19 protein-coding genes are annotated in these 19484 nt (G+C 68.3%); 10 read left to right on the forward strand and 9 right to left on the reverse strand.

Annotated features, from left to right (window positions below):
- Position 1: 1 nt before the first annotated feature.
- The 6 genes from QTI45_RS25265 (at position 2) to QTI45_RS25290 (ending at position 4759) form a co-directional block, all read left to right on the forward strand.
- Entirely contained in the window at positions 2-1162 is a 1161-nt protein-coding gene (locus tag QTI45_RS25265) for an NHL repeat-containing protein (protein WP_286656246.1), read from the forward strand.
- Positions 1163-1269: 107 nt separating this feature from the next.
- Positions 1270-2091 (forward strand): alpha/beta fold hydrolase, encoded by an 822-nt coding sequence (locus QTI45_RS25270; protein WP_286369458.1) that lies wholly within the window; start codon positions 1270-1272, stop codon positions 2089-2091.
- A gap of 149 nt (positions 2092-2240) precedes the next feature.
- Positions 2241-2534 (forward strand): FmdB family zinc ribbon protein, encoded by a 294-nt coding sequence (locus QTI45_RS25275; RefSeq protein ID WP_286656247.1) that lies wholly within the window; start codon positions 2241-2243, stop codon positions 2532-2534.
- A 91-nt stretch (positions 2535-2625) separates the two neighbouring features.
- Positions 2626-3882: a formamidase gene (fmdA, locus tag QTI45_RS25280; protein ID WP_286369460.1), complete on the forward strand. Its 1257-nt coding sequence runs from the start codon at positions 2626-2628 to the stop codon at positions 3880-3882.
- 90 nt (positions 3883-3972) lie between these two features.
- Entirely contained in the window at positions 3973-4485 is a 513-nt protein-coding gene (locus QTI45_RS25285; RefSeq protein WP_286656248.1) for an AmiS/UreI family transporter, read from the forward strand.
- 34 nt (positions 4486-4519) lie between these two features.
- Positions 4520-4759, forward strand: coding sequence for an FmdB family zinc ribbon protein (locus QTI45_RS25290; protein WP_286656249.1), 240 nt, complete (start codon positions 4520-4522; stop codon positions 4757-4759).
- A gap of 15 nt (positions 4760-4774) precedes the next feature.
- Here QTI45_RS25290 and QTI45_RS25295 read toward each other — a convergent pair whose 3' ends face one another.
- Together QTI45_RS25295 and QTI45_RS25300 are read right to left on the reverse strand one after the other, a co-directional pair.
- The gene (locus QTI45_RS25295) at positions 4775-6055 is read right to left on the reverse strand and encodes an EAL domain-containing protein (protein WP_286656250.1); all 1281 of its coding nucleotides are present in this window, start codon (positions 6053-6055) and stop codon (positions 4775-4777) included.
- Positions 6055-8790 carry an ATP-binding protein gene (locus QTI45_RS25300; RefSeq protein WP_286656251.1) on the reverse strand — a complete coding sequence of 912 codons (2736 nt, stop codon included), beginning with the start codon at positions 8788-8790 and terminating at the stop codon, positions 6055-6057. The genes QTI45_RS25295 and QTI45_RS25300 overlap by 1 nt, the downstream gene beginning before the upstream one ends.
- A gap of 230 nt (positions 8791-9020) precedes the next feature.
- Here QTI45_RS25300 and QTI45_RS25305 point away from each other — a divergent pair, with 230 nt between their 5' ends.
- Entirely contained in the window at positions 9021-10163 is a 1143-nt protein-coding gene (locus tag QTI45_RS25305; protein ID WP_286656252.1) for a helix-turn-helix transcriptional regulator, read from the forward strand.
- 12 nt (positions 10164-10175) lie between these two features.
- Here QTI45_RS25305 and argE read toward each other — a convergent pair whose 3' ends face one another.
- The 7 genes from argE to QTI45_RS25340 all read right to left on the reverse strand — a co-directional run bounded on the left by argE (position 10176) and on the right by QTI45_RS25340 (position 16420).
- A complete protein-coding gene (argE, locus tag QTI45_RS25310; RefSeq protein ID WP_286656253.1) occupies positions 10176-11291 on the reverse strand; it encodes an acetylornithine deacetylase in 1116 nt (371 codons plus the stop codon).
- An 11-nt stretch (positions 11292-11302) separates the two neighbouring features.
- Positions 11303-12244 (reverse strand): DMT family transporter, encoded by a 942-nt coding sequence (locus tag QTI45_RS25315; protein ID WP_286656438.1) that lies wholly within the window; start codon positions 12242-12244, stop codon positions 11303-11305.
- Complete coding sequence (locus QTI45_RS25320; RefSeq protein ID WP_286656254.1) at positions 12241-12960, reverse strand: alanyl-tRNA editing protein; 720 nt, start codon at positions 12958-12960, stop codon at positions 12241-12243. Before QTI45_RS25320 ends, QTI45_RS25315 begins: the two co-directional genes overlap by 4 nt.
- An 88-nt stretch (positions 12961-13048) precedes the next feature.
- Entirely contained in the window at positions 13049-13882 is an 834-nt protein-coding gene (locus tag QTI45_RS25325; RefSeq protein WP_286656255.1) for an AraC family transcriptional regulator, read from the reverse strand.
- A 59-nt stretch (positions 13883-13941) separates the two neighbouring features.
- On the reverse strand, positions 13942-14739 hold the full coding sequence (locus QTI45_RS25330; protein WP_286656256.1) for an IclR family transcriptional regulator: 798 nt from the start codon (positions 14737-14739) through the stop codon (positions 13942-13944).
- Between the two features lie 14 nt (positions 14740-14753).
- The gene (locus tag QTI45_RS25335) at positions 14754-15206 is read right to left on the reverse strand and encodes a MaoC family dehydratase (RefSeq protein ID WP_286369470.1); all 453 of its coding nucleotides are present in this window, start codon (positions 15204-15206) and stop codon (positions 14754-14756) included.
- Entirely contained in the window at positions 15203-16420 is a 1218-nt protein-coding gene (locus tag QTI45_RS25340; RefSeq protein WP_286656257.1) for a CaiB/BaiF CoA transferase family protein, read from the reverse strand. The genes QTI45_RS25335 and QTI45_RS25340 overlap by 4 nt, the downstream gene beginning before the upstream one ends.
- A 162-nt stretch (positions 16421-16582) precedes the next feature.
- On the opposite strand from QTI45_RS25340, the gene QTI45_RS25345 reads away from it, so the two are divergent.
- Genes QTI45_RS25345 through QTI45_RS25355 form a run of 3 tightly spaced genes read left to right on the forward strand, consistent with a single transcriptional unit; the run spans position 16583 to position 19473 of the window.
- Entirely contained in the window at positions 16583-17587 is a 1005-nt protein-coding gene (locus QTI45_RS25345) for a C4-dicarboxylate TRAP transporter substrate-binding protein (protein WP_286369472.1), read from the forward strand.
- Positions 17588-17617: 30 nt separating this feature from the next.
- Positions 17618-18163, forward strand: coding sequence for a TRAP transporter small permease (locus QTI45_RS25350; protein WP_286656258.1), 546 nt, complete (start codon positions 17618-17620; stop codon positions 18161-18163).
- Positions 18160-19473, forward strand: coding sequence for a TRAP transporter large permease (locus QTI45_RS25355; RefSeq protein WP_286369474.1), 1314 nt, complete (start codon positions 18160-18162; stop codon positions 19471-19473). Before QTI45_RS25350 ends, QTI45_RS25355 begins: the two co-directional genes overlap by 4 nt.
- Positions 19474-19484: the final 11 nt, after the last annotated feature.

The raw sequence follows: 19484 nt of genomic DNA on the forward strand, positions 1-19484 counted from the left end.
CATGCCTGGACTCGCAACCCTGGGAAGGCGCGTGCTTCGCCCTCTGCCTCGCCGGCGCCACCCTGCCGCCATGGCCATGAAGCCCTTCAAGTGCATCCTGCTGTCATCGCTCGTGCTGCTGGGCTCGGCCGGCACGGTCCAGGCCGCCGACCAGGGGCCGATCCGCATCGGGGTGGAGCCCTTCATCAGCCTTCCCGACAACGTCCGCCACCCCGAAGGACTGGCCTCCAACCCGGCAACCCGCGAAATCTACGTCGGGACCTTCGATGCGCGCATGCCCGAGGCGGCGCGCAACAACCAGTTGCTTCGCTACTCGCCCGAGGGTCGGCTGCTGGCGCAGAAGAGCTTCGGCGCCACTCCCCTGACCGGGATCGAGTACGCGGACGGCAAGCTCTACATCCTGAATTTCGGCGCGTCGAAACTGCAGCGCATCGATGCCGGGTTCACTGCCTCGTCGCCGGTCGAGGACCTGGTCGACTTCAAGGCCCTGACGCCGCCTGCGCCGTCGCCGAGATCGATCTCGAACCCCGACGGCAGCAAGGACGTCATCAGCTTCGGGTCAAGCGGCTTCCCGGCACCCAACGGCATGGTCTTCGACAAGGCGCGCAACCTCTACATCTCCGACTCGTTCCAGGGAGCCATCTACCGCATCGAGCGGGCGACGAGTTGCGCACCCTGCGTGCTGCAGGTGCTGTCGCGCGACCCGCTTCTGGCCACTGCGGGCGCCCTGCCCTTCGGCGCCAACGGGCTGGCCTTCAACGCCGACGAGAGCGCGCTCTACGTCAACAACGCCGGAGACGGCCGGCTGCTGCGCATGGCGCCGTCCACCGGCGCGGTAGGGATCGTCGCCGAGAGCGTGTTCGGCGCCGACGGCCTGCTGTTCCACAAGGGGCTGCTGTGGATCGCCTCCAACCAGGCAGACGTCGTGCTCGGCCTGGACGAAAAGGGCCGCACCCTGGTGCGTGCCGGCGAATTCGAAGGCATCGGCAGCGACGGCAGCCCGCGGGGCCTGCTGTTCCCGGCGACCACCGCCGTGCAGGGCGACTGGATGGTGGTCACGAACCTGGCCTTGCCGCTGACGACCGCCGAGGGGGACGAGTGGGAGGAGCGGGTGACCCGTTGGAACCTGGTCCGCTTCAAGATCCCCGCCGTCATGCGCTGAGCGTGCGTGCTCGGACGAACGAAATTTTTTCCCCGCCTGGGCCGCCGAGACCGCGCCGGCGTCCAAGAGGCTTTCGCGCGGCGACGAAACCATTCGAAAGGAAAATCATGAGCACGATCACGACCAAGGACGGCACCGAGATCTACTACAAGGACTGGGGCCGCGGCCAACCCATCGTCTTCTCGCACGGATGGCCGTTGTCGGCCGATGACTGGGACAACCAGATGCTGTTCTTCCTGGCGCAGGGCTACCGCGTGATCGCCCACGACCGGCGCGGACACGGGCGCTCCTCGCAGACCTGGACCGGCAACGAGATGGACACCTACGCGGACGACCTCGCCGCGCTCACGGCAGCGCTGGACCTGAAAGACGCGATCCATGTCGGCCACTCGACCGGAGGAGGCGAAGTGACACGCTATCTGGGGCGCCACGGCACGAAGCGTGTCGCCAAGGCCGTGCTGATCGGTGCGGTGCCTCCGCTGATGCTCAGGACGGCAGCCAATCCCGGTGGCCTGCCGATCGAGGTGTTCGATGGCATCCGCGCCGGCGTCGCCAGCAACCGCGCGGAGTTCTACCGCGACATCACGCTGCCCTTCTACGGCTACAACCGTGCCGGCGCGAAGATCTCCGAAGGCATCCGCCAGCACTGGTGGCTGCAGGGGATGATGGGCGGGATCAAGGCCCACTACGACTGCATCAAGGCCTTCTCGGAAACCGACTTCACCGAAGACCTGAAGAAGATCGACATCCCCACCCTGGTGATGCACGGCGACGACGACCAGATCGTGCCGATAGGCGCTTCCGGGCTGATGTCGGCCGAACTGGTGAAAGGCGCCAAGCTCAAGGTCTATCCCGGGCTGCCGCACGGCATGTGCGCGACGCACCCGGACGTGATCAACGCCGACCTGCTCGCGTTCATCAGAGGCTGATCCGCGCTGCGGCGCGGCGATTCACCCAAACGGGTGAGTCGCACCTCACCCGTCGAGGTGATGCTGTTTCACTGCAACCGGGGTTTCGCCGCGGGTCGTGCATCCGGACCATCGGCCTTGCGCACCCCACCACCCGCAGGAGACACGCCTTGCCCATCTACGAATACCAGTGCCATGAACACGACCGCTTCGAACTGCGCCAGCCGATGGGCTCGGCCAGCGAACAGGCGGCGTGCCCGCATTGCGGCGCCCCGGCGCGACGCGTGCTCAGCGCGCCCCGCATCGTGACCCGCGGGCACGGTGCGTGGATGGCGGCCATCGACCGCGCGGACAAGAGCCGCTACGAACCCGAGGTGGTCAGTTCGCTGCCCACCACGGGCCTGCGCCGGTCCACCCCCGTGATCCCGCTGACCCCTCAACTGCGCGGCCTGCCCCGGCCCTGACGCGAGGGCACACGAAAGGAACCCAGCATCGGCGACACGACGCAACGCAGCCATCAGACCCGAGAACACCCACACGACGACAGGAGACAACATGCCAAAGAACCTATTTCCATTGGACAACAGCAAGAAGTTCACGGACCAGAAACTGGTCGGGCACAACCGATGGCATCCGGACATTCCGCCGGCCGTGCGGATCAAGCCGGGCGAGGTCTTCCGCGCCGATTGCCGTGAATGGTTCGACGGCGCCATCAAGAACGACGACTCTGCCGACGATCTGCGCAATGCGCCGCTGCCGGGCGTGCACGTGCTGACCGGCCCCTTCCACGTGGAGGGCGCGGAGCCCGGCGACCTGCTGATCGTGGACATCCTCGAGGTCGACGCCTGCGACCAGGAAGACTCCGGCCCGCTGTCCGGGATGGGCTGGGGCTACACCGGGGTGTTCGCCTCCAAGAACGGCGGCAGCTTCCTGACCGAGCGCTTTCCGGATGCCTACAAGGTGATCTGGGACTTCCGCGGCGATGTCGCCACCTCGCGCCACATCCCCGAGGTGTCGTACACCGGCATCCACCATCCGGGCCTGATGGGCACCGCGCCTTCGGCCGAACTGCTGGCCCGGTGGACGCAGCGCGAGAAGGCGCTCATCGCCACGGACCCCTACCGGGTGCCGCCGCTGGCCCTGCCGCCGTTGCCGGACAGCGCCATCCTGGGTTCGCTTAAGGGCAAGGACTTCGAGCGGGTGGCGGGCGAGGCCGCGCGCACCGCGCCGCCGCGCGAGAACGGCGGCAACCAGGACATCAAGAACCTGACGGCGGGCAGCCGGGTGTTCTATCCCGTCTTCGTGCCGGGTGCCAACCTGTCGTTCGGCGACCTGCATTTCTCGCAGGGCGATGGCGAGATCACCTTCTGCGGCGCCATCGAGATGGGCGGCTTCATGGACCTGCATGTCGACCTCATCAAGGGCGGCATGGAGAAGTACGGCATGAAGGAAAACGCCATCTTCATGCCCGGCAACCGCGACCCGCTGTATTCCGAGTGGATCGCGTTCTCCGGGGTGTCGGTGGACAGCAAGGGCAAGCAGCACTACCTGGACTCCTGGCTGGCCTACCAGAACGCCTGCAACCACGCCATCGACTATCTGATGAAGTTCGGCTACACCGACATCCAGGCCTACATGATCCTGGGCAGCGCGCCGGTCGAGGGACGCCTGTCGGGGGTGGTCGACATCCCCAACGCCTGCTCCACGATCTACATCCCGCGCGCGATCTTCGACTTCGACATCCGGCCGTCGGCGAAGGGCGCGCCCCACCAGGTCAAGCAGGGGCTGCAGGTGCCGCGCTCCCCGAACTGAAACACCCTCCCCGTTTGGCCCGCCTCACTTCGTGCGGCGATCGCTCGCCGGCGGCGCGCGCGGTGACATGCAGACTCGAGAGGAAAAACAATGCTGGGCTTGATACTTTTCTTCGTGGGCGCCGTTCTGGTGCTCAACGGACTGTGGTTGCTGGGGCGCATCGCCGACAACGAGATCGCGCTGATCGACATCATGGTGGGCACCCTCACCGGACTGGCATGCCTGTACCTGGCCTTCGGTCCAGGCGCTGACGCCGGGTCCATCAGGGCCGCTGCGCTCACGCTGCTGTTCACCTTCACCTACTTCTGGGTGGCCTGGAACCGCAGCAACGGCGCGGACGGGCGCGGTCTGGGCTGGTTCAGCCTGTTCGTGGCCATCACGGCCATCCCGGTGACCATCGACAGCTTCCACGCCGCCACCACGACCTGGGGCCTGTGGTTCGCCTGGTGTTGGGTCGGCTGGGGTGTGTTGTGGTTCCTGTACTTCGTGCTGCTCACGCTCAGGAAGCCGATCGTGAAGTTCGTCGGAGGGGTCACGGTCTTCGTGGGCATCTACACCGGCTGGATACCGGGCTACATGCTGCTCAGCGGCATGCCGCAGTAGCCGCCGGCGACACGATTGCATTCAGCGAGACACCATGCCGCTCTACGACTACCAGTGCAGCCGCTGCGGCGGGTTCCGCGCGTTCCGCCCCATGCGCGACTCGCAACTGCCGCAAGCCTGCCCGGAATGCGACGCCTTGTGCGAGCGCACGCTGTCGGCGCCTTTCCTGAGCGGCGCCTCCGACGGCTGGTTGTCCAGGCCGCAGGGTGCGGCTCAGGGCGGATCGTGGCGCAAGATGTGCGGCTTCGGCTGCAGCGGCGCCGGCTGCCACTGAGCGCGCTGCCGCGCTTCAATGCGAGATGCTGCGGCCGTGCTGCAGCCAGTCCGCCAGGTCGGCCATCGCACAGGCCGGCGCCAGCGGATCGCCCTGGCCCAGGTCGCAACCCTCCCACTTGAAGAACTGCGCGTCGTCGTCCGAGGCGATGCCGTCGGCAATGGCCACGATGTGCAGCGTCTGGGCCAGTGCGATCAGGGAGCGCGCCATCGCCATGCGCTCAGGGTCGCTGCGCACTGCGCGCACGAAGACGCGGTGCAGCTTCAGGCGATCGGGCACCATCTGGTTGAGCCGCTGCAGCGAGATGGTCTGGCCGCCGAAATCGACCAGCGTCACCGTCACGCCCGCGGCGCGCAAGGTCGTCAGCGCGTCGCGCACCTCGGGCTGTCCACTGAACAGCGTCGCCTCGCTCACGAGCAGGTCGAGCGCGCCGTAAGGCAGTGCCGCCTGCCGCAGCGCAGCCAGCACCAGGCCGGGCACGGCGCGGTCGGCCAGGCTGTCGCCCACCAGCGGCAGCGACACGCGCAAGGCACATCCCGTGCCGGCTTGCCACGCGCGGGCCCAGAAGCAGCCTTGGGCCAGCAGCCATTGCACGACACGCCGGCGCAGCGGCCCCGACGGCAGGAGTTCGCCCACGCGTGCTGCCGGCAACGGGCCCATGGCGCTCTTCCAGCTGGCCACCAGTTCCACGCCACGGACCAGGTTGGACGCCAACTCCACCTCGGGCTGGGCCTGCAGCAGGACGGCCGTCCCGTCGCGGTCCGCATGCAGTTCCTGGCGCAGCGTCTGCCGCGCCAGCGCGGTGGCCTGCGACATCGGTGCGAGCCGTGCCGGGGGCCGCACCGTGCGCAAGGCCCGGGCATGGCGATAGCCGCGCAACGCGGCGATCACGATGGTCTGCAGGCGCTGCGCGGTGACTTCGGTCTTGAGCGCGTAGCCGTTCACTTCGTAGTGCCGCACGATCTCGTTCTCGGGCGCCATGCCGGGCTGGCCCGTGCGCAGCACGATCTGCATGTCGTGGTCACGCAGCGTCTCGCGGATGTGTTGCACCAGGGCGATGCCGGCGTCGTCGGTTTCCATGACCACGTCCAGCAGCACCAGGGCGATGCCGGTCTCGCGCGCCAGCACATCGCGCGCCTGCGCTGCCGAGTGGGCGCCGAGGAGCAGGATGCCGCGCCCCTCGAAGTGCAGATCCGCCAGGATCAGCGCAGACACGTCATGCACCGCCGGCTCGTCGTCCACCAGCAGGACCTTCCAGTGCGCCGGCTCGGACGGCATCGCGAGACCGGGGGCCATCAGCCTGCGCTCCGCGGCGGGGCCGCCAGGATGAGGCCGACGTCGGGCCCCCGCCGTGCCACCGTCGGAAACTGAAGGGTGAAGCGCGCGCCTTCGCCCGGGCGGCCTTGCAGCGTGACGGAGCCGCCCAGCTGCCGGCTCACGATCTGGTGGACGATGTACAGCCCCAGGCCGCTGCCGCCCAGCATGCGGCGGGTGGTGAAGAAGGGGTCGAACACGCGCCCCTCCAGCGCCGCCTCGACGCCGCGGCCGTTGTCGCTGTAGTCGATGCGCACTTCTTCTCCCCCTTGCTCCAGGACGGCGCGCAGGCTGATGGCTGCCCCGGGCCGCCCCGGCTCCAGGCCATGCTGCAGCGAATTCACGGCGAGGTTGGTGAGGACCTGTGCCAAGGCCAGCGGGTAGCTCTGCAGGTCGATGTCGGCGGGCACATCGATGTGCACCGCGACACCGGCTTCCTCGACCTTGGGCCGCAAGGTGTGCACGGTGCTTTGCACCAGCTCCAGCAGATTGAAGGCTTGCGGCGCCTCGACGATGCGGTCCACGGCCAGTTGCTTGAAGTTCTGCATCAGCTGCGCGATGCGCTGGGCGTTGGAGAGCATGAGCCGCGCCGAGGCATCGGCGTCGCGCAGGTAGCGCTGCTGGCGTTCGCTGTCCAGCACGCCGTCCGTGGCCAGCTGCTGCACCGCCTCGGTACGGTCCTGCAGATAGGACGCCGAGCTCACGAGAATGCCCGCCGGCGTATTGATCTCGTGGGCCACGCCCGCCACCAGGCCACCCAGGGAGGCGAGCTTCTCGCTCTCGACCAGGTGCCGCCGGGTCTGCTCCAGGTGCTGGATCGACTCGAGCAGCTCGCGTTCCGATTGCTCCTGCCGCTCTTGCGACAACACGATCCACCAGGTTCCCAGCGAAGCAACGACCAGCGTGGCGGCATACAGGCGCACCATCACATGCAGGAAATCCGCGTCATTGGACAGGTCGTGCAGGTCCATGAAACGGTAGGTCAGCAGGAACGCCGCGCCCAGCAGCACCGCGGCGACCCCCAGCAGTCCCATGAAGCGTCCGAAGCGGCGCCACGCGCGCGGCGCGAAGCGCGACGGATCCAGGCTGCCGGGCGCGGCCGCCTGCGCTGCTGCCGGCTTCTTGCAATGGTCGTGGCAGTGCAGTTCCAGGCCGCAGCACAGGGAGCAGATCGGGCCCCCATAGAACGGGCAGTGCGCCATGTCGGGCGCCTCGTACTGGCGCTCGCAGATGCTGCACTCCACCAGCGTGGTCTTGCGCAGGGTCCGGTAGTGCACGTCGGGCCGCGCGATGTAATAGCGTCCGCCCGTGGCATAGCCGATGGCGATGGCCGCCAGGAAGGCGACGCCGAAGGCGATGAAGCCGAAGAAGGCCTGGCCCGCCTCGCCGAAGCTGCCCACGTACGCCAGCACCGCCACGGCCGCGGCGATGGCCGTGGCGCCGCACCCGACGGGGTTGAAGTTGTAGAGATGGGCGCGCTTGAACTCGATGTAGGGCGGGCTGATCCCGGTGCGCTTGAGCACCACCAGGTCGGCCACCAGCGCACCGATCCAGGCGATCGCCACGGTGGAGTACACCGACAACACCGTCTGCAGCGTTTCGAAGATGCCGAGCAGCGACAGCAACAGGGCGATCACCACGTTGAACACCAGCCAGACCACGCGCCCCGGGTGATAGTGGGCCAGGCGCACGAAGCAGTTCGACCAGGCCAGCGAGCCGCTGTAGGCGTTGGTGACATTGATCTTCACCTGCGAGACGGTGACAAAGACCGCTGCCAGCCCGAGCGCCAGTGCCGGGTCGTCCACCACCTGGCGGTAGGCGTGCACGAACATGTGGACCGGCTCCACGGCCTGCGCCGCGCTGCTGCCCATGCGCAGCGCCAGCACCGCCAGCAGGCTGCCGGCGCTGACCTTCAACGCGCCGATGACGATCCAGCCCGGCCCGGCCAGCAGCATCGCGGTCCACCAGGCGCGCCTGTTCTGCGGCGTGCGTTCCGGCAGGAAGCGCAGATAGTCGGCCTGCTCGCCGATCTGGGCCACCAGCGAGAACAGCACGCCCGAAGCCGCGCCGAACATCAGCAGGTTGAAGCCGGCGGCGCGGCCGTCGAGCCCGTCGTAGGCGGTCCATGCATGCAGCAGCGCCGGGTCCTTGGACAGGATGAAGACGAAGGGCAGCACCAGCATCACGACCCAGAACGGCTGGCTCCAGGCCTGCAGCTTGCTGATCGAGGTGACGCCGAAGAACACCAGCGGAATGATGACCAGCGAGCACAGCAGGTAGCCCAGGGCCAGTTGCAGGCCCAGGGCCAGGTGCAGGGCCTGCGCCCAGATGGCCGTCTCGATGGCGAAGAAGATCAGCGTGAAAGAGCCATAGATCAGCGAGGTGATCGTGGAGCCCACGTAGCCGAAGCCGGCGCCACGGGTCAGCAGGTCGATGTCCACGTTGGAGACGCTGCACCAGTAGGCGATGGGCAGGCTGACCAGGAAGATCATCAGCGACACGACCACGATGGCGACCATCGCGGTCTGGAAGCCGTAGCTCAGGGTGATGCTGGCGCCGATGGCCTCCAGGGCCAGGAACGAGATGCCGCCGATCGCGGTGTTGGCCATCACGCCCGGCGCCCAACGCCGGTATGAGCTCGCGGCGTAGCGCAATGCATAGTCCTCGAGCGACTCGTTGGCCACCCAAGACTGATACTCGCGCTTGACTCGAAGCATTGTCCGTGTCGCTCCGTCACGGCCGGCAGGCCTGGGGAACCGAGCATAGCGGATCGGCCGGCCCCGGCGATGCGCTATCGCGCCGATTGACAAGTGCGCGCTGCTGGCGAGAATTCCGGCAGGTTGGGCGCCGCCAGGTTCGTGGCCACCGCGGGGTGGGCACCGACAGCGCGTACCGATCAAGCCAAGCAGACGGCCGCCACCTCTCTCGCGACAGCGGAGCGAACCCCATGCCGAGACCGGACTTCCCCGCCCCCTCAGCCCATTCGTTGGTGCGGGCGATCCATGCCGCCAGCCTGAACACCAGCGCCTGGCCGGAGGTGCTGGAGCAGCTGCGCCGGCACCTCGACGCCCGTGTGGTCACGCTGGGCCACCACGCCTTCACCACCGGCTCGGAATCCACCATGTTCGAAGCCTCGGACACCGGCAGCTTCAGCCAGGACATGGCCGTGTTCTCCGCGCACAACCCCTGGTTCCTGTCCAGCGACGACTACGTGCCGGGGCGGGTGATGAGCGGCGAGGAACTGATCGACCACGATGCGCTGCGGCGCACGGATTTCTACCGCCGCTTCCTGAAGCCGCGCGGCCTGCTGCACCTGCTGTGCGGCGTGGTGGACCAGCGCGCCCGCGGTGCGCATTGCGTGTCCATCTACCGCGCCGAGGACCAGGACGCCTTCGACGCCCAGAAGAAGGCCGAACTGGGCCTGTTGCTCGACCACATCACCCTCTCGCTGCAGAGCCAGTGGCGCTGGCAGGAGGCGGACGACCTGGCGCAGGCGCTGTTGTCGGTCTCCGACCACGACACCCGGCCGACGCTCCTCGTCACGGCCGATGCCGAGCCGGTGTACCGCAACCGGGCGGCGTCGCGACTGCTGGACCAGGGTCACGGCCTGTGCATGGACGGCCTGCGCCTGGTCGCGGCCAGCCCGGCCGACCGGCGCTTGCTGCAGCAGACCATCGAGCGGCTGGCGCGGGTCGACCCCGCGGACGCTTCGGCCGCGCCATCCGTGCTCACCCTGGCCGGACCGCCGGGACTGCCCGCGATCGTGGTGGTGGTGCGCGCCGCCGGCCAGGTCTTTGCGCGGCAGGCCGGCGCACGCCAGGGCCTGGTGGTGGTGGCCGTGCGGGGAGGCAATGTCAGCCACGACCCCGCGCGCTGCGAGTTCGCGCGCCAGTACGAGCTCACGGCCGCGCAGGCCAAGGTCAGCGCGCTGGTCTTCGCCGGCCAGTCGCTGGCCACGGTCTCCCGCTCGTTGAATCTCTCCGAGAACACCGTGCGCAGCCATCTGAAGCAGATCTTCCAGAAGACCGACACCCACGGCCAGATGGAGCTCGTGCATCTGCATGCGCGCGTCTGCACGGCGCTGCCGTAGCGCCTGCCATCGCTAGCCAGGCGCCTCGCTGCCGGTCGCCCAGGCGCCGAGCCTCGCCAGAAAGCGATCGGCGGCAGCGAGCTCGCTGCATGCGATCCACTCGTTGGGCTGATGCGCCTGCGCAATGGCGCCGGGCCCGCAGACCAGCGAGGGAATCCCGGCCTGCTCGAAGAATCCTGCCTCGGAGCCGAACGCAATCTCGCCCGGCGGCCAACCTGCGCCCATGGCTCTGGCAATGGCGACGGCGGCGCTGTCAGATCGGGTCGCGAGGGATGGCACGCGGGCGACAGCTGCCATCTCGACCGCCACGTCTGCCGGCATGGCGGCCAGCAATCGATCGACCTCGGCCCTCACCGCCGCTGCGCTGGCCTCATCCGGGGGGCGGAATTCCCACAGCACCTCGCAGCACCCCGGCACGATGTTGATCGCCGTCCCGCCGCCGATGCGACCGATGTTGAAGGTCGTGTGGTTGCCCTGCCTGGACAGGGTGCGCCCGAACTCCGCCAACTCTGCCACCAGCAGCGCTGCCGGCTCGATGGCACTGGTGCCCAGGCCGGGTTCGCTGGAATGCGCGGGGCGACCCCGGAAGGTGGTGCGATGGCCGTAGAAGCCCCGGTGGGCCAGTCCGATGCGCATCTCGGTCGGTTCGCCGATGATGGCCAGGGCTGGCGGTTCGACGTTCCTGCGCAGATCGGCGATCAGGCGCGGGATGCCGAAGCATCCCACTTCCTCGTCGTAGGAGAGCGCCAGATGGATGGGGCGACGCAGGTCCAGGCCGCACCATCGCGGCACTGCAGCCAGGCATGCCGCAATGAAGCCTTTCATGTCGGCCGATCCCCGCCCCTGCAGCCGCCCGTCGCGCTCGACCAGCGTGAAGGGGTCGGAGTCCCAGTCTTGATCGGCGACCGGGACCACGTCGGTATGCCCGGACAGGACGATGCCGCCCGCCGCGTCGGGGCCGATCGTCGCCAGCAGGTTCGCCTTCGCGCCATCGTCGCTGTGGCTCAGGCGTGCCTGAATGCCATGCCCGTCGAGGTAGGCAGCCACCCAGCGGATCAGGTCCAGGTTGGACCGGCAGGAGGTCGTGTCGAAGGCGACCAGCGTCCGCAGGATCTCGACCGTGTCCATGCTCAGGCCTCTCAAGGTCGTGACGGGTTCGATGGCGTCCCGACGCGTCCGGCGGTCGGGAGCGTCGCGACGAAGAATCCGAGCAGGATCAGCGCGATGCCCGCGACATGGAAGGCCCGCACGGGCTCTCCCAGCACGAGGAACGCGAGCAGTGCGGTGAAGAGCGCGACGAGGTGGAAAGAGACGCCGGTCACCGTCGCGCCGAGCGTCGCGACGCAGCGGTTCCAGAGGATGAAGGCAATGAGCGAGGCGAAGACGCCGATGTACAGCACTGCCCCGACCGAGGCCGGATCGGTCGGAATGTGTGCGCCGCGCGCGAGCTCGAGGGCCCAGAAGGGCATCAGCACGAGCAAGCCGGTCGCCATGGTCGCCGCCAGAAACACCAGCGGGCTGATCGCTGCGGGCTTGCGCCGCAGCAGCACCGAATACAGCGCATAGTTGGCAACCGCCAGGAGCACCAGAAGCTCGCCGCCATCGAAGCGCAGGGCGGCGAGGCTGGCCATGTCGCCGCGCGCCACGATCCAGGCGACGCCCCCGAACGAGATGCCGATGCCGAACAGCGTCCTCCCGGTAATGCGCTCGACGCCAAGGGCCACCGCCGCGAGCGGCACCATCAGCGGCAAGGTCGAATTGAGGAATGCGACGCTGGCGGCGGGAACGGTCTGCAGGGCGAGGTAGCCGAGGGCGTTGTAGCCGGCGATTCCGAAGGCGCCGCAGGCGGCGATCAGCACCCGGTGCTTCGCCAGCAGCTCGCGCTCGCGCCAGGCCTGCCGCCAGACGAAAGGTGCCAGGACGACCAGCGCAACCACCCAACGCCCGACCGCCAGGGAGACCGGGGGAAAGACCGCCCCGAGCGCCCGGCCGAGCACGAGGTTGCCGGCCCAGAAGGCGGGCGGCAGCCACAACAGCCAGAAGGGGCGGGCCCACAGGGCCAGAAGCAGGCGGCGCATCAGAGCCCCTGCAGGCCGATGCGGACCCGGCGGTTGGAGCGCCCCTTGTTCTCGATCTTGAGAATGCGGATCGGGCGCGAGGCACCCGTCGAAGCCAGATGCGTTCCGCCGCAGGCCTGCCGGTCGAGGCCGGCGATCTCGACGATGCGGATCAGGCCTTCCGAGGACGGCGGCGGCGCCACCGAGCGGGACCGCAGCAGGCCCTTCTCGGCGTGGGCAGCGGTCATCGACACGTAGCTCGTTTCGACGGCGAGGTCCTGGGCGACCACGTCGTTCAGTTCCGGCTCCAGGGCCCGCAGCCGATCGTTGTCGGCATCGGGCAGATCGAAGTCGATGCGTGCCGTGCCGTCGTCGTTCATCTGCACGCCCGTCACCAGCGCGCCGTCGAAGTCCCTGAAGACCAGCGCGTTCAGGATGTGCAGATCGGTGTGGAGCTCCCGCATGCGTTGGCGGAACACGGGATCGGCCAGCACCTGGACCTCACCGGCGATCTCGACACCGCCGGCGACTTCGAGCCAGACCGCGCCGCCCCGCTCCGAGAACCCCGTGACCGCGGCTTCGCCGTCATGCCACCGGATGAGGCCCTTGTCCGGAAGCTGCCCGCCGCCGCCGGGATAGAGGGGATGGCGGGAGAGAAGAACCGCGCCGGGTCGGGTCCCGACGACCGTCGCATCCAGCGTCAGGATCTCGGGATTGTCTTGGCAGAAGAGTCGGGTCATGGCTTGCCTTGCTGTTGGGCGCCAGCATGGCAGGACGACTCGAAAGGCTATTGGTCAAAATTGAGGGATGGCGGCGCGCCATCGACCTTCAGGATGCCCGCGCCTGGACGTACTGGAGGGGCGTCATGCCAAAAGTGCGCTTGAAGTGCTTGTTCAGGGCGCTCTGGTCATAGAAGCCCGAGGCCAGGGCGGCGTCGGCGACAGGCTGGCCCGAGCGCAGATGACGCAGAGCCCCCCGGAGCCGCAGCTGGGTCAGGTAGGCGTGCGGCGTCAAGCCCAGCGTTCGCTTGAACGCCACGATCAGCTGGAATGGCGTCAGGCCCGCAGCCGCGCCCAATTGCTCGAGCGTCAGGCTGTCCGCGTAGCAATCGCGCATCAGTTCGAGAGCGGGCGCCAGCGCGGCCGTGTCCCCTGGGACCTTGGGCATGCGCCGGGCGGCCTGGCCATGTCTTCGGAGCAGGTCGCCGAAGCTGCGCACGAGCAACTCGCGATGCAGCAGTTCGTCCGGTGCTTCGCTGTCCAGCGCATGGTGGAGCGCCAGGAACCGCGCGACGAGGTCCTGGTCGGGCACGGCGTTGGATGTGAAGTACCCCGGCTGATCCATCCCGACGGCTTTCAGGACGCCCAGGATCGCCGGCTCAGCCAGATAGAACGATCGATAGCGCCAGCGGTCGCTGCCGCCCATCCGGCCCGAGTGCGGCTCGGACGGGTTGAAGACGAGCAAGGCTTGCGGACGGGCGAGGTCGGTGCGGCCACGGCTCCTGAACTCCGAACCGCCTGCTTCCGTCACCGCGACGACGAGGGAATCGTGGACGTGGGGGGCGTAGTCGTGGGACGTGAAATCGGCCTGCAGAAGATCCATCCCCGGCAGGCCAGGCGCGTGCCAGTAGCGCGAGCTGTTGCGGGGGTCGGATCGGGCCAAGGGGTGTCCTCTCGTGTCGTCGAATGCCGGAGCTGCGGCGCTGGAAATGTCCGCCTTGCTCAGCCGATGCCGGCGATGCGCCCGATGTCCTCGGCGCACTTGCGCAGCCCGGGCAGCAGTTCGAACAAGTCGCCATGCACCGTGTGCGTGCCCTTGAGCGATGCGATGGTCAGCACCGCCCGCGTGCGTCCCAGCGGATTGCCGACCGGCACGCTGAGATCGCGACCGCCGACGAAGCGCGCGTTCTCGGCATAGCCCCAGCCATCCTGACGCATCCTGCCGAGCATCGCGATGAAGGCGGCGCGCTCGTCGGCACTCTTGCGCAGGAACTCGGCGCGCCGCGACAGCAGTTCGTCGCGCTCGTCGTCCGGCGAATTGGCCAGCAGCACCTGGCCCGACAGGGTGTCGACCGCCGAGTGCAGCGAGCCGGCCTCCACCGACAGCCGGATCGAGGTCGGCGCATCGACCTGCGCCAGAACCAGCAACTGGTCGCGATGCAGCACGCTCAGGTGGCAGGACTCGCGGATGCTGTCGACCAGCTCGCGCATCGGCGCCGTCGCTGCGCGCAGCAGCTGCTCGTGGGGCGAATGAGTGCGGCTCAGCTCGAAGAGCTTGAGCGTCAGCACGTAGCCGCCGCTCTCTTCCCGCCGCAGATAGCCGCGCGCCTCGAGGGCGCTCAACAGGCGGAACAACTCGCTGGGCTCGCGGCCGAGCGCCCGGCACAACTGCGCCTGCGTCATGGGCACCGCCTGAGCCGACAGCAGCTCGAGCACGTCGAGCGCCTTCTCGACCGCGGGCACCGCGTACTTGGGGCGGCGTTCGGTCTCTGGTTCTGCGGGATCGCTGGCCGGATTCATCATGGGCTGGCAGTTTAGCCCTGCGTTGCGCGCCGCTCCACGATGTGAAGGTGGTCGCACACCAGCACCGTCTCCTGCCGCTGGTTGGTGACGGTCACCGTCTCGACGACGATGCCGTGGCCGCTGCGCTTCGGATGGTCGCGCTTGTCGCTGATCTCGACCTTCGAGTAGATCGAGTCGCCGATGAACACCGGCTTGACGAAGCGCAGCCGGTCGTAGCCGTAGGACATGGCGCGCGGGTTGATCACGGTGGCGGTGAGCCCGATGCCAACGCTGAAGACCAGCGTGCCGTGCGCGATGCGCTGGCCGAAATCCTGCGTGGCGCACCAGGCGGCGTCCATGTGATGCGGAAAGAAGTCGCCCGTCTGTCCGGCGTGCAGCACGATGTCGGCCTCGGTGATGGTGCGGCCGGTGGTGGCGCGCGTGGCGCCGAGCACGTAGTCCTCGAAGAACTGTTCGCTGGTCATGGTGTGGCTGCTGTTGAAGATGAGTGGGCGCCGGGCAGGCCGAGCTCGCGCGCGATGGCGTCTGTGTCGGCGCCCAGGCGCGGAGCGCCCTGCTCGCTGAACAGGCGCCTGCCGTCGATCCGGATCGGACAACGCGTGGTCCGCAGCGTGGCGCCGCTCGCGCTGCGGATGGTCTGGGTCATGCGCAGCGCCTCGAAGGCCGGATGCGCCGCGAGTTCGGGCCAGCGCAGCACTTCGGCGCACCAGACGCCGGCCGGCTCCAGGATGGCGAGCCAGTGGGCGCTGTCCTGCTGCCGAAAGTCGTGCTGCAGCTGCTGCTTGATCGCGTCGCGCTGCGCGAACCAGCTGCCGCGATCGGCCACTTTGTCCGCCAGGGCGGGGCTGCCGATCAGCTGCGCCAGCCGGTCCATCGGCGTCATCGCCACGGCCATGAAGCCGTCGCGGGTGCGGTAGATGCCGTAAGGCGCCGCGCCGTGCACGCTGGCATGGTTGCCGGGGGTGCGCGCCGGCTGGGCGCCGTCGCTGTTGAGGAAGGCGGTGAAGGGCTCGAACTGCAGGTCGATCGCCGACTCGAGCAGGCTGACGTCGACCCGCCCGCCGCGACCGGTCACGCCGCGGCGCAGCAGCGCCGCCAGGATGCCCTGCACCAGGTGGGCGCCGGTGAGCAGATCGATCACCGACACGCCGGCCGGCACCGGAGGGCCCTCGCCGTCGATGCCGGCATCGCCTGAGAGCCAGGCCAGGCCGGAGAGCGATTGCACGAGCAGGTCCTGGCCCGGCCGGTCGCGCCAGGGACCCTCTTCGCCGTAGCCGGTCACCGCCGCATAGACGATGCGCGGGTTCAGCGCCAGCACGCTCGCGGCATCGAGCCCGATGCGTTCCATGACGCCGGGACGGAAGTTGTGGATCATCACGTCGGCGGTCGCGATCAGCGCCTTGGCGCGCGCCAGGTCTTCAGGCTGCTTGAGGTCGGCCGCGAAGCTGCGCTTGCGGCGGTTGATGGTGTGGAACAGCGCGCTGTCGCCCTCGAAGCCCTGGTCCGCCAGCACGAGGCCACGGCAAAGATCGCCGCCATCGGGCCGCTCGACCTTGATGACGTCGGCGCCCAGGTCGGCGAGACGCAGGGCACAAGAAGGCCCGGCCAGGAACTGGCTGAAATCCAGCACGCGCAGGCCGGCCAGGGGCAAGACCTCCTCCGGGATATTCTCAGTCATGAGTGAACAATGCTTTCATGTATGAATCTTCTCCCCCAAATGTTGGAGAAAACCCTTATCGACATCGCGATGCCATGGCGACATCATTTCATACATGAACATCATGTTCATATAGGAATACTACCAATGCGCCAAACCAGCGCCAGAACCCGGAGACAACACATGACGTCACGCCGCACGGCCCTCTCGACCCTGTCCTCCCTCGCCGCCGGTCTGGCGCTGGCCCTCGGCGCCCTCGCGCCGGCGGCGGCCCAGACCTACAACCTGCGCTTCTCGACCTCGCAGGTGAATCCGGGCGAGCCGGTGGTGAAGGTGATGCACTCCTTCGCCGATCGCCTCAAGGAGCGCTCGGGCGGCCGCATCACGCTCAACATCTTCACCGGCGACCAGCTGGGACCGCAGAAGAAGGTCAACGAGATGATCAAGGGCGGCGCCCGCGTGATGAGCGTGACCGACTACGGACAGCTGAGCCAGTTCGTGCCCGACGTCGGCATCCTCGCCGGCCCCTACCTCTACGGCAGCGCCGACGACGCCAAGCGGCTCTTCGCCTCCGAGGTGTTCAAGGAAATGTCCGGGCGCCTCGAGCAACAGGGCCTGAAGCTGATCGTCGCCGACGGTCTGTTCGGCGTCCGGCACCTGCTCGGCAGCAAGCCGGTGCGCAGCCCGGCCGACATGGCCGGCATGACGCTGCGCGTGCCGCCGTCGCCGATCATGCTGGAGACCTTCACCGCGCTCGGCGCCCGGCCCACCGCGCTGCCTTGGGGCGAGGTCTACAACGCGCTGCAGACCAATGTGGTCGACGCGGCCGAGGCCAACTACGGCTCGCTGGTCGGCTCCAAGCTCTACGAAGTGCGCAAGGTGCTCTCGACCACCGGCCACCAGATCATGTACGTGGCGGTCGTCACGAGCACCGACTTCTTCAAGAGCCTGCCGCCCGACCTGCAGGCGGTGCTGCTCGAGGAGGGCAAGAAGGCCGGCGCCGAGCTGACCCAGCTCACGCTGGCTTCCGACGCCGCCTACGCGGAAGAGATGAAGAAGAACGGCGTGCAGATCGTCACCGACGTCGACACCAAGGCCTTCGCCGAGAAGGCCCGGGTCGCCTACAGCAAGGTCCCCGGCCTGACGCCCGGCATGTACGACAAGGTGCGTGCCGCGATGGCCCACTGACTTGCAACGGACACCGCGCCACTCGATTCCATGACTGATTCGCTTGCCTTCGCGGCCGGCACGGCGGCGCCCGCGGCGGCGCCCTCGCCCGGACCGCTCCTGAGCCTGCGCCGCGCGGACGAAGCCATCGGCGTCGCCTGCACCGTCGTCATCGTGCTGTCCATCACCTGGGGCGTGGTGACGCGCTACCTGTTTCCGCAGCCGGCATCCTGGACCTTCGAGGTCGCGGTGATCGCCTTCGGCTGGCTGGTCTTCTTCGGCGCCGCCGCCTGCATCCGCTGGCGCATGCATGCCGACGTCGATGCCCTGGTCGCGATGTTCCCGCCGCCGGTGCGGCGCGCGATCTTCATCTTCAACTGGTGGCTGCTGGCCGCGCTGTTCGTGACGCTGACCGCGATGTTCGTCTGGCAGGCGGTCATCTCGCACTCGATCCGGGTGGTCGTCATCGACATCCCGCGCTCGGTGGTCTACGCCCCGATGGCCTTCGCATCGCTGCTGATGCTGGTGCAGCACCTGCTGCTCAAGCCCTGGGCCAGCGGCTGGCAATGGCAGCCCTCGTCGGAGATCGCGCCGTGAGCAGCTTCCATCTCTGGCTGCCTTCGATCCTGATGCTCGTGCTGCTGGCCCTGCAGACGCCGATCACCTGGGCCATGGCGATCGCCGCGCTCGGCTTCTTCGTGCTCAACCTCGGCGAGATGCCACTGGCCAACTTCTCGCAGCAGATGGCCGAGGGCACCGAGTCGGTGTCGCTGCTGGCCTTGCCGCTGTTCGTGCTGGCCGGCTGCATCATGAACGCTTCGGGCATCACGCGGCGGCTGCTCAACCTGGCCGAGGTGCTGGTCGGCCACATGACCGGGGCGCTGGCGCAGATGTGCACCGTGCTGGCCACGCTGCTGGGCGGGCTCACCGCGTCGGCCAACGCCGACGCCGCGATGCTCGCAAAGACCATCGGCACCCAGATGGTGGCGCGCGGCTACAGCGCGCCCTTCGCCGCCGTCATCACCTCGTCGGCGGCCATCATCACGGCGCTGATCCCGCCTTCGATCGGCCTGATCATCTACGGCTTCCTGGCGGAGGCCTCGATCGGCCGCCTGTTCGCGGCCGGCATCGTGCCGGGCCTGCTGCTGGCGGTGGCGCTGATGTTCACCACCCACGTGCTGGCCATCAAGCGCAAGTACACGCCGCAGCGCGCCACCCGCGCGAACGCGCGGGAGCTGGGCCACGCGCTGATCGACGGGCTGTGGGCGCTGTCGATCCCGGTCGTCATCATCCTGGGCACGCGTTACGGCATCTTCACGACCACCGAGTCGGGTGCGGTGGTGGTGCTCTACGTCCTGCTGGTCGCGATCTTCGGCTACCGCGAGATGAAGCTGCGCCAGCTGCCTGAAGTGCTGGCCGAATCGGTGCGCGACTCGGCCAGCGTGATGATGATGATCTGCGCCGCCTCGGCCTTCGGCTTCTACCTGTCGTGGGAACAGGTGCCGCAGGCGATGTCGGGCTGGCTCGCCGGAACCACCACCGACCCGATCCTGCTGCTGCTGCTGATCAACCTGGTGCTGATCGTGCTGGGCACCGCGATCGAGGGCTCGGCGGCGCTGATCATCCTGACGCCGATGCTGCTGCCGCTGATCGAGGGCGCGCACATCGACAAGGTGCACTTCGGCATCGTGCTGATCACCAACCTGACGATCGCCGGCATCACGCCGCCGGTGGGCGGCCTGATGTACATCTCGTCGCAGACGCTCAGGGTGCGCATGGGCGACTACTCGCGCGAGGTGGTGCCCTACCTGGCCGTGATGATGGTGCTGCTCGTCATCCTGTCGGTCTTCCCGCAGATCTCCCTCTGGCTGCCCAACCTGCTGTACGGCACCGGCGCCGTCCAGTGACCCGACCCGAA

Source organism: Variovorax saccharolyticus (genome assembly GCF_030316765.1).
Taxonomy (GTDB): Bacteria; Pseudomonadota; Gammaproteobacteria; order Burkholderiales; family Burkholderiaceae_C; genus Variovorax; species Variovorax saccharolyticus.

Bases quoted from the DNA above. Each gene is read 5' to 3' on its own strand.
- QTI45_RS25295 (WP_286656250.1), bottom strand. From the start codon at position 6,055: ATGGCCCCCGGTCTCGCGATGCCGTCCGAGCCGGCGCACTGGAAGGTC.
- QTI45_RS25345 (WP_286369472.1), top strand. From the start codon at position 16,583: ATGACGTCACGCCGCACGGCCCTCTCGACCCTGTCCTCCCTCGCCGCC.
- fmdA (WP_286369460.1), top strand. From the start codon at position 2,626: ATGCCAAAGAACCTATTTCCATTGGACAACAGCAAGAAGTTCACGGAC.
- QTI45_RS25285 (WP_286656248.1), top strand. From the start codon at position 3,973: ATGCTGGGCTTGATACTTTTCTTCGTGGGCGCCGTTCTGGTGCTCAAC.
- QTI45_RS25320 (WP_286656254.1), bottom strand. From the start codon at position 12,960: ATGACCCGACTCTTCTGCCAAGACAATCCCGAGATCCTGACGCTGGAT.
- QTI45_RS25350 (WP_286656258.1), top strand. From the start codon at position 17,618: ATGACTGATTCGCTTGCCTTCGCGGCCGGCACGGCGGCGCCCGCGGCG.
- QTI45_RS25330 (WP_286656256.1), bottom strand. From the start codon at position 14,739: ATGAATCCGGCCAGCGATCCCGCAGAACCAGAGACCGAACGCCGCCCC.
- QTI45_RS25265 (WP_286656246.1), top strand. From the start codon at position 2: ATGCCTGGACTCGCAACCCTGGGAAGGCGCGTGCTTCGCCCTCTGCCT.
- QTI45_RS25300 (WP_286656251.1), bottom strand. From the start codon at position 8,790: ATGCTTCGAGTCAAGCGCGAGTATCAGTCTTGGGTGGCCAACGAGTCG.
- QTI45_RS25305 (WP_286656252.1), top strand. From the start codon at position 9,021: ATGCCGAGACCGGACTTCCCCGCCCCCTCAGCCCATTCGTTGGTGCGG.
- QTI45_RS25290 (WP_286656249.1), top strand. From the start codon at position 4,520: ATGCCGCTCTACGACTACCAGTGCAGCCGCTGCGGCGGGTTCCGCGCG.
- QTI45_RS25340 (WP_286656257.1), bottom strand. From the start codon at position 16,420: ATGACTGAGAATATCCCGGAGGAGGTCTTGCCCCTGGCCGGCCTGCGC.
- QTI45_RS25270 (WP_286369458.1), top strand. From the start codon at position 1,270: ATGAGCACGATCACGACCAAGGACGGCACCGAGATCTACTACAAGGAC.
- QTI45_RS25335 (WP_286369470.1), bottom strand. From the start codon at position 15,206: ATGACCAGCGAACAGTTCTTCGAGGACTACGTGCTCGGCGCCACGCGC.
- argE (WP_286656253.1), bottom strand. From the start codon at position 11,291: ATGGACACGGTCGAGATCCTGCGGACGCTGGTCGCCTTCGACACGACC.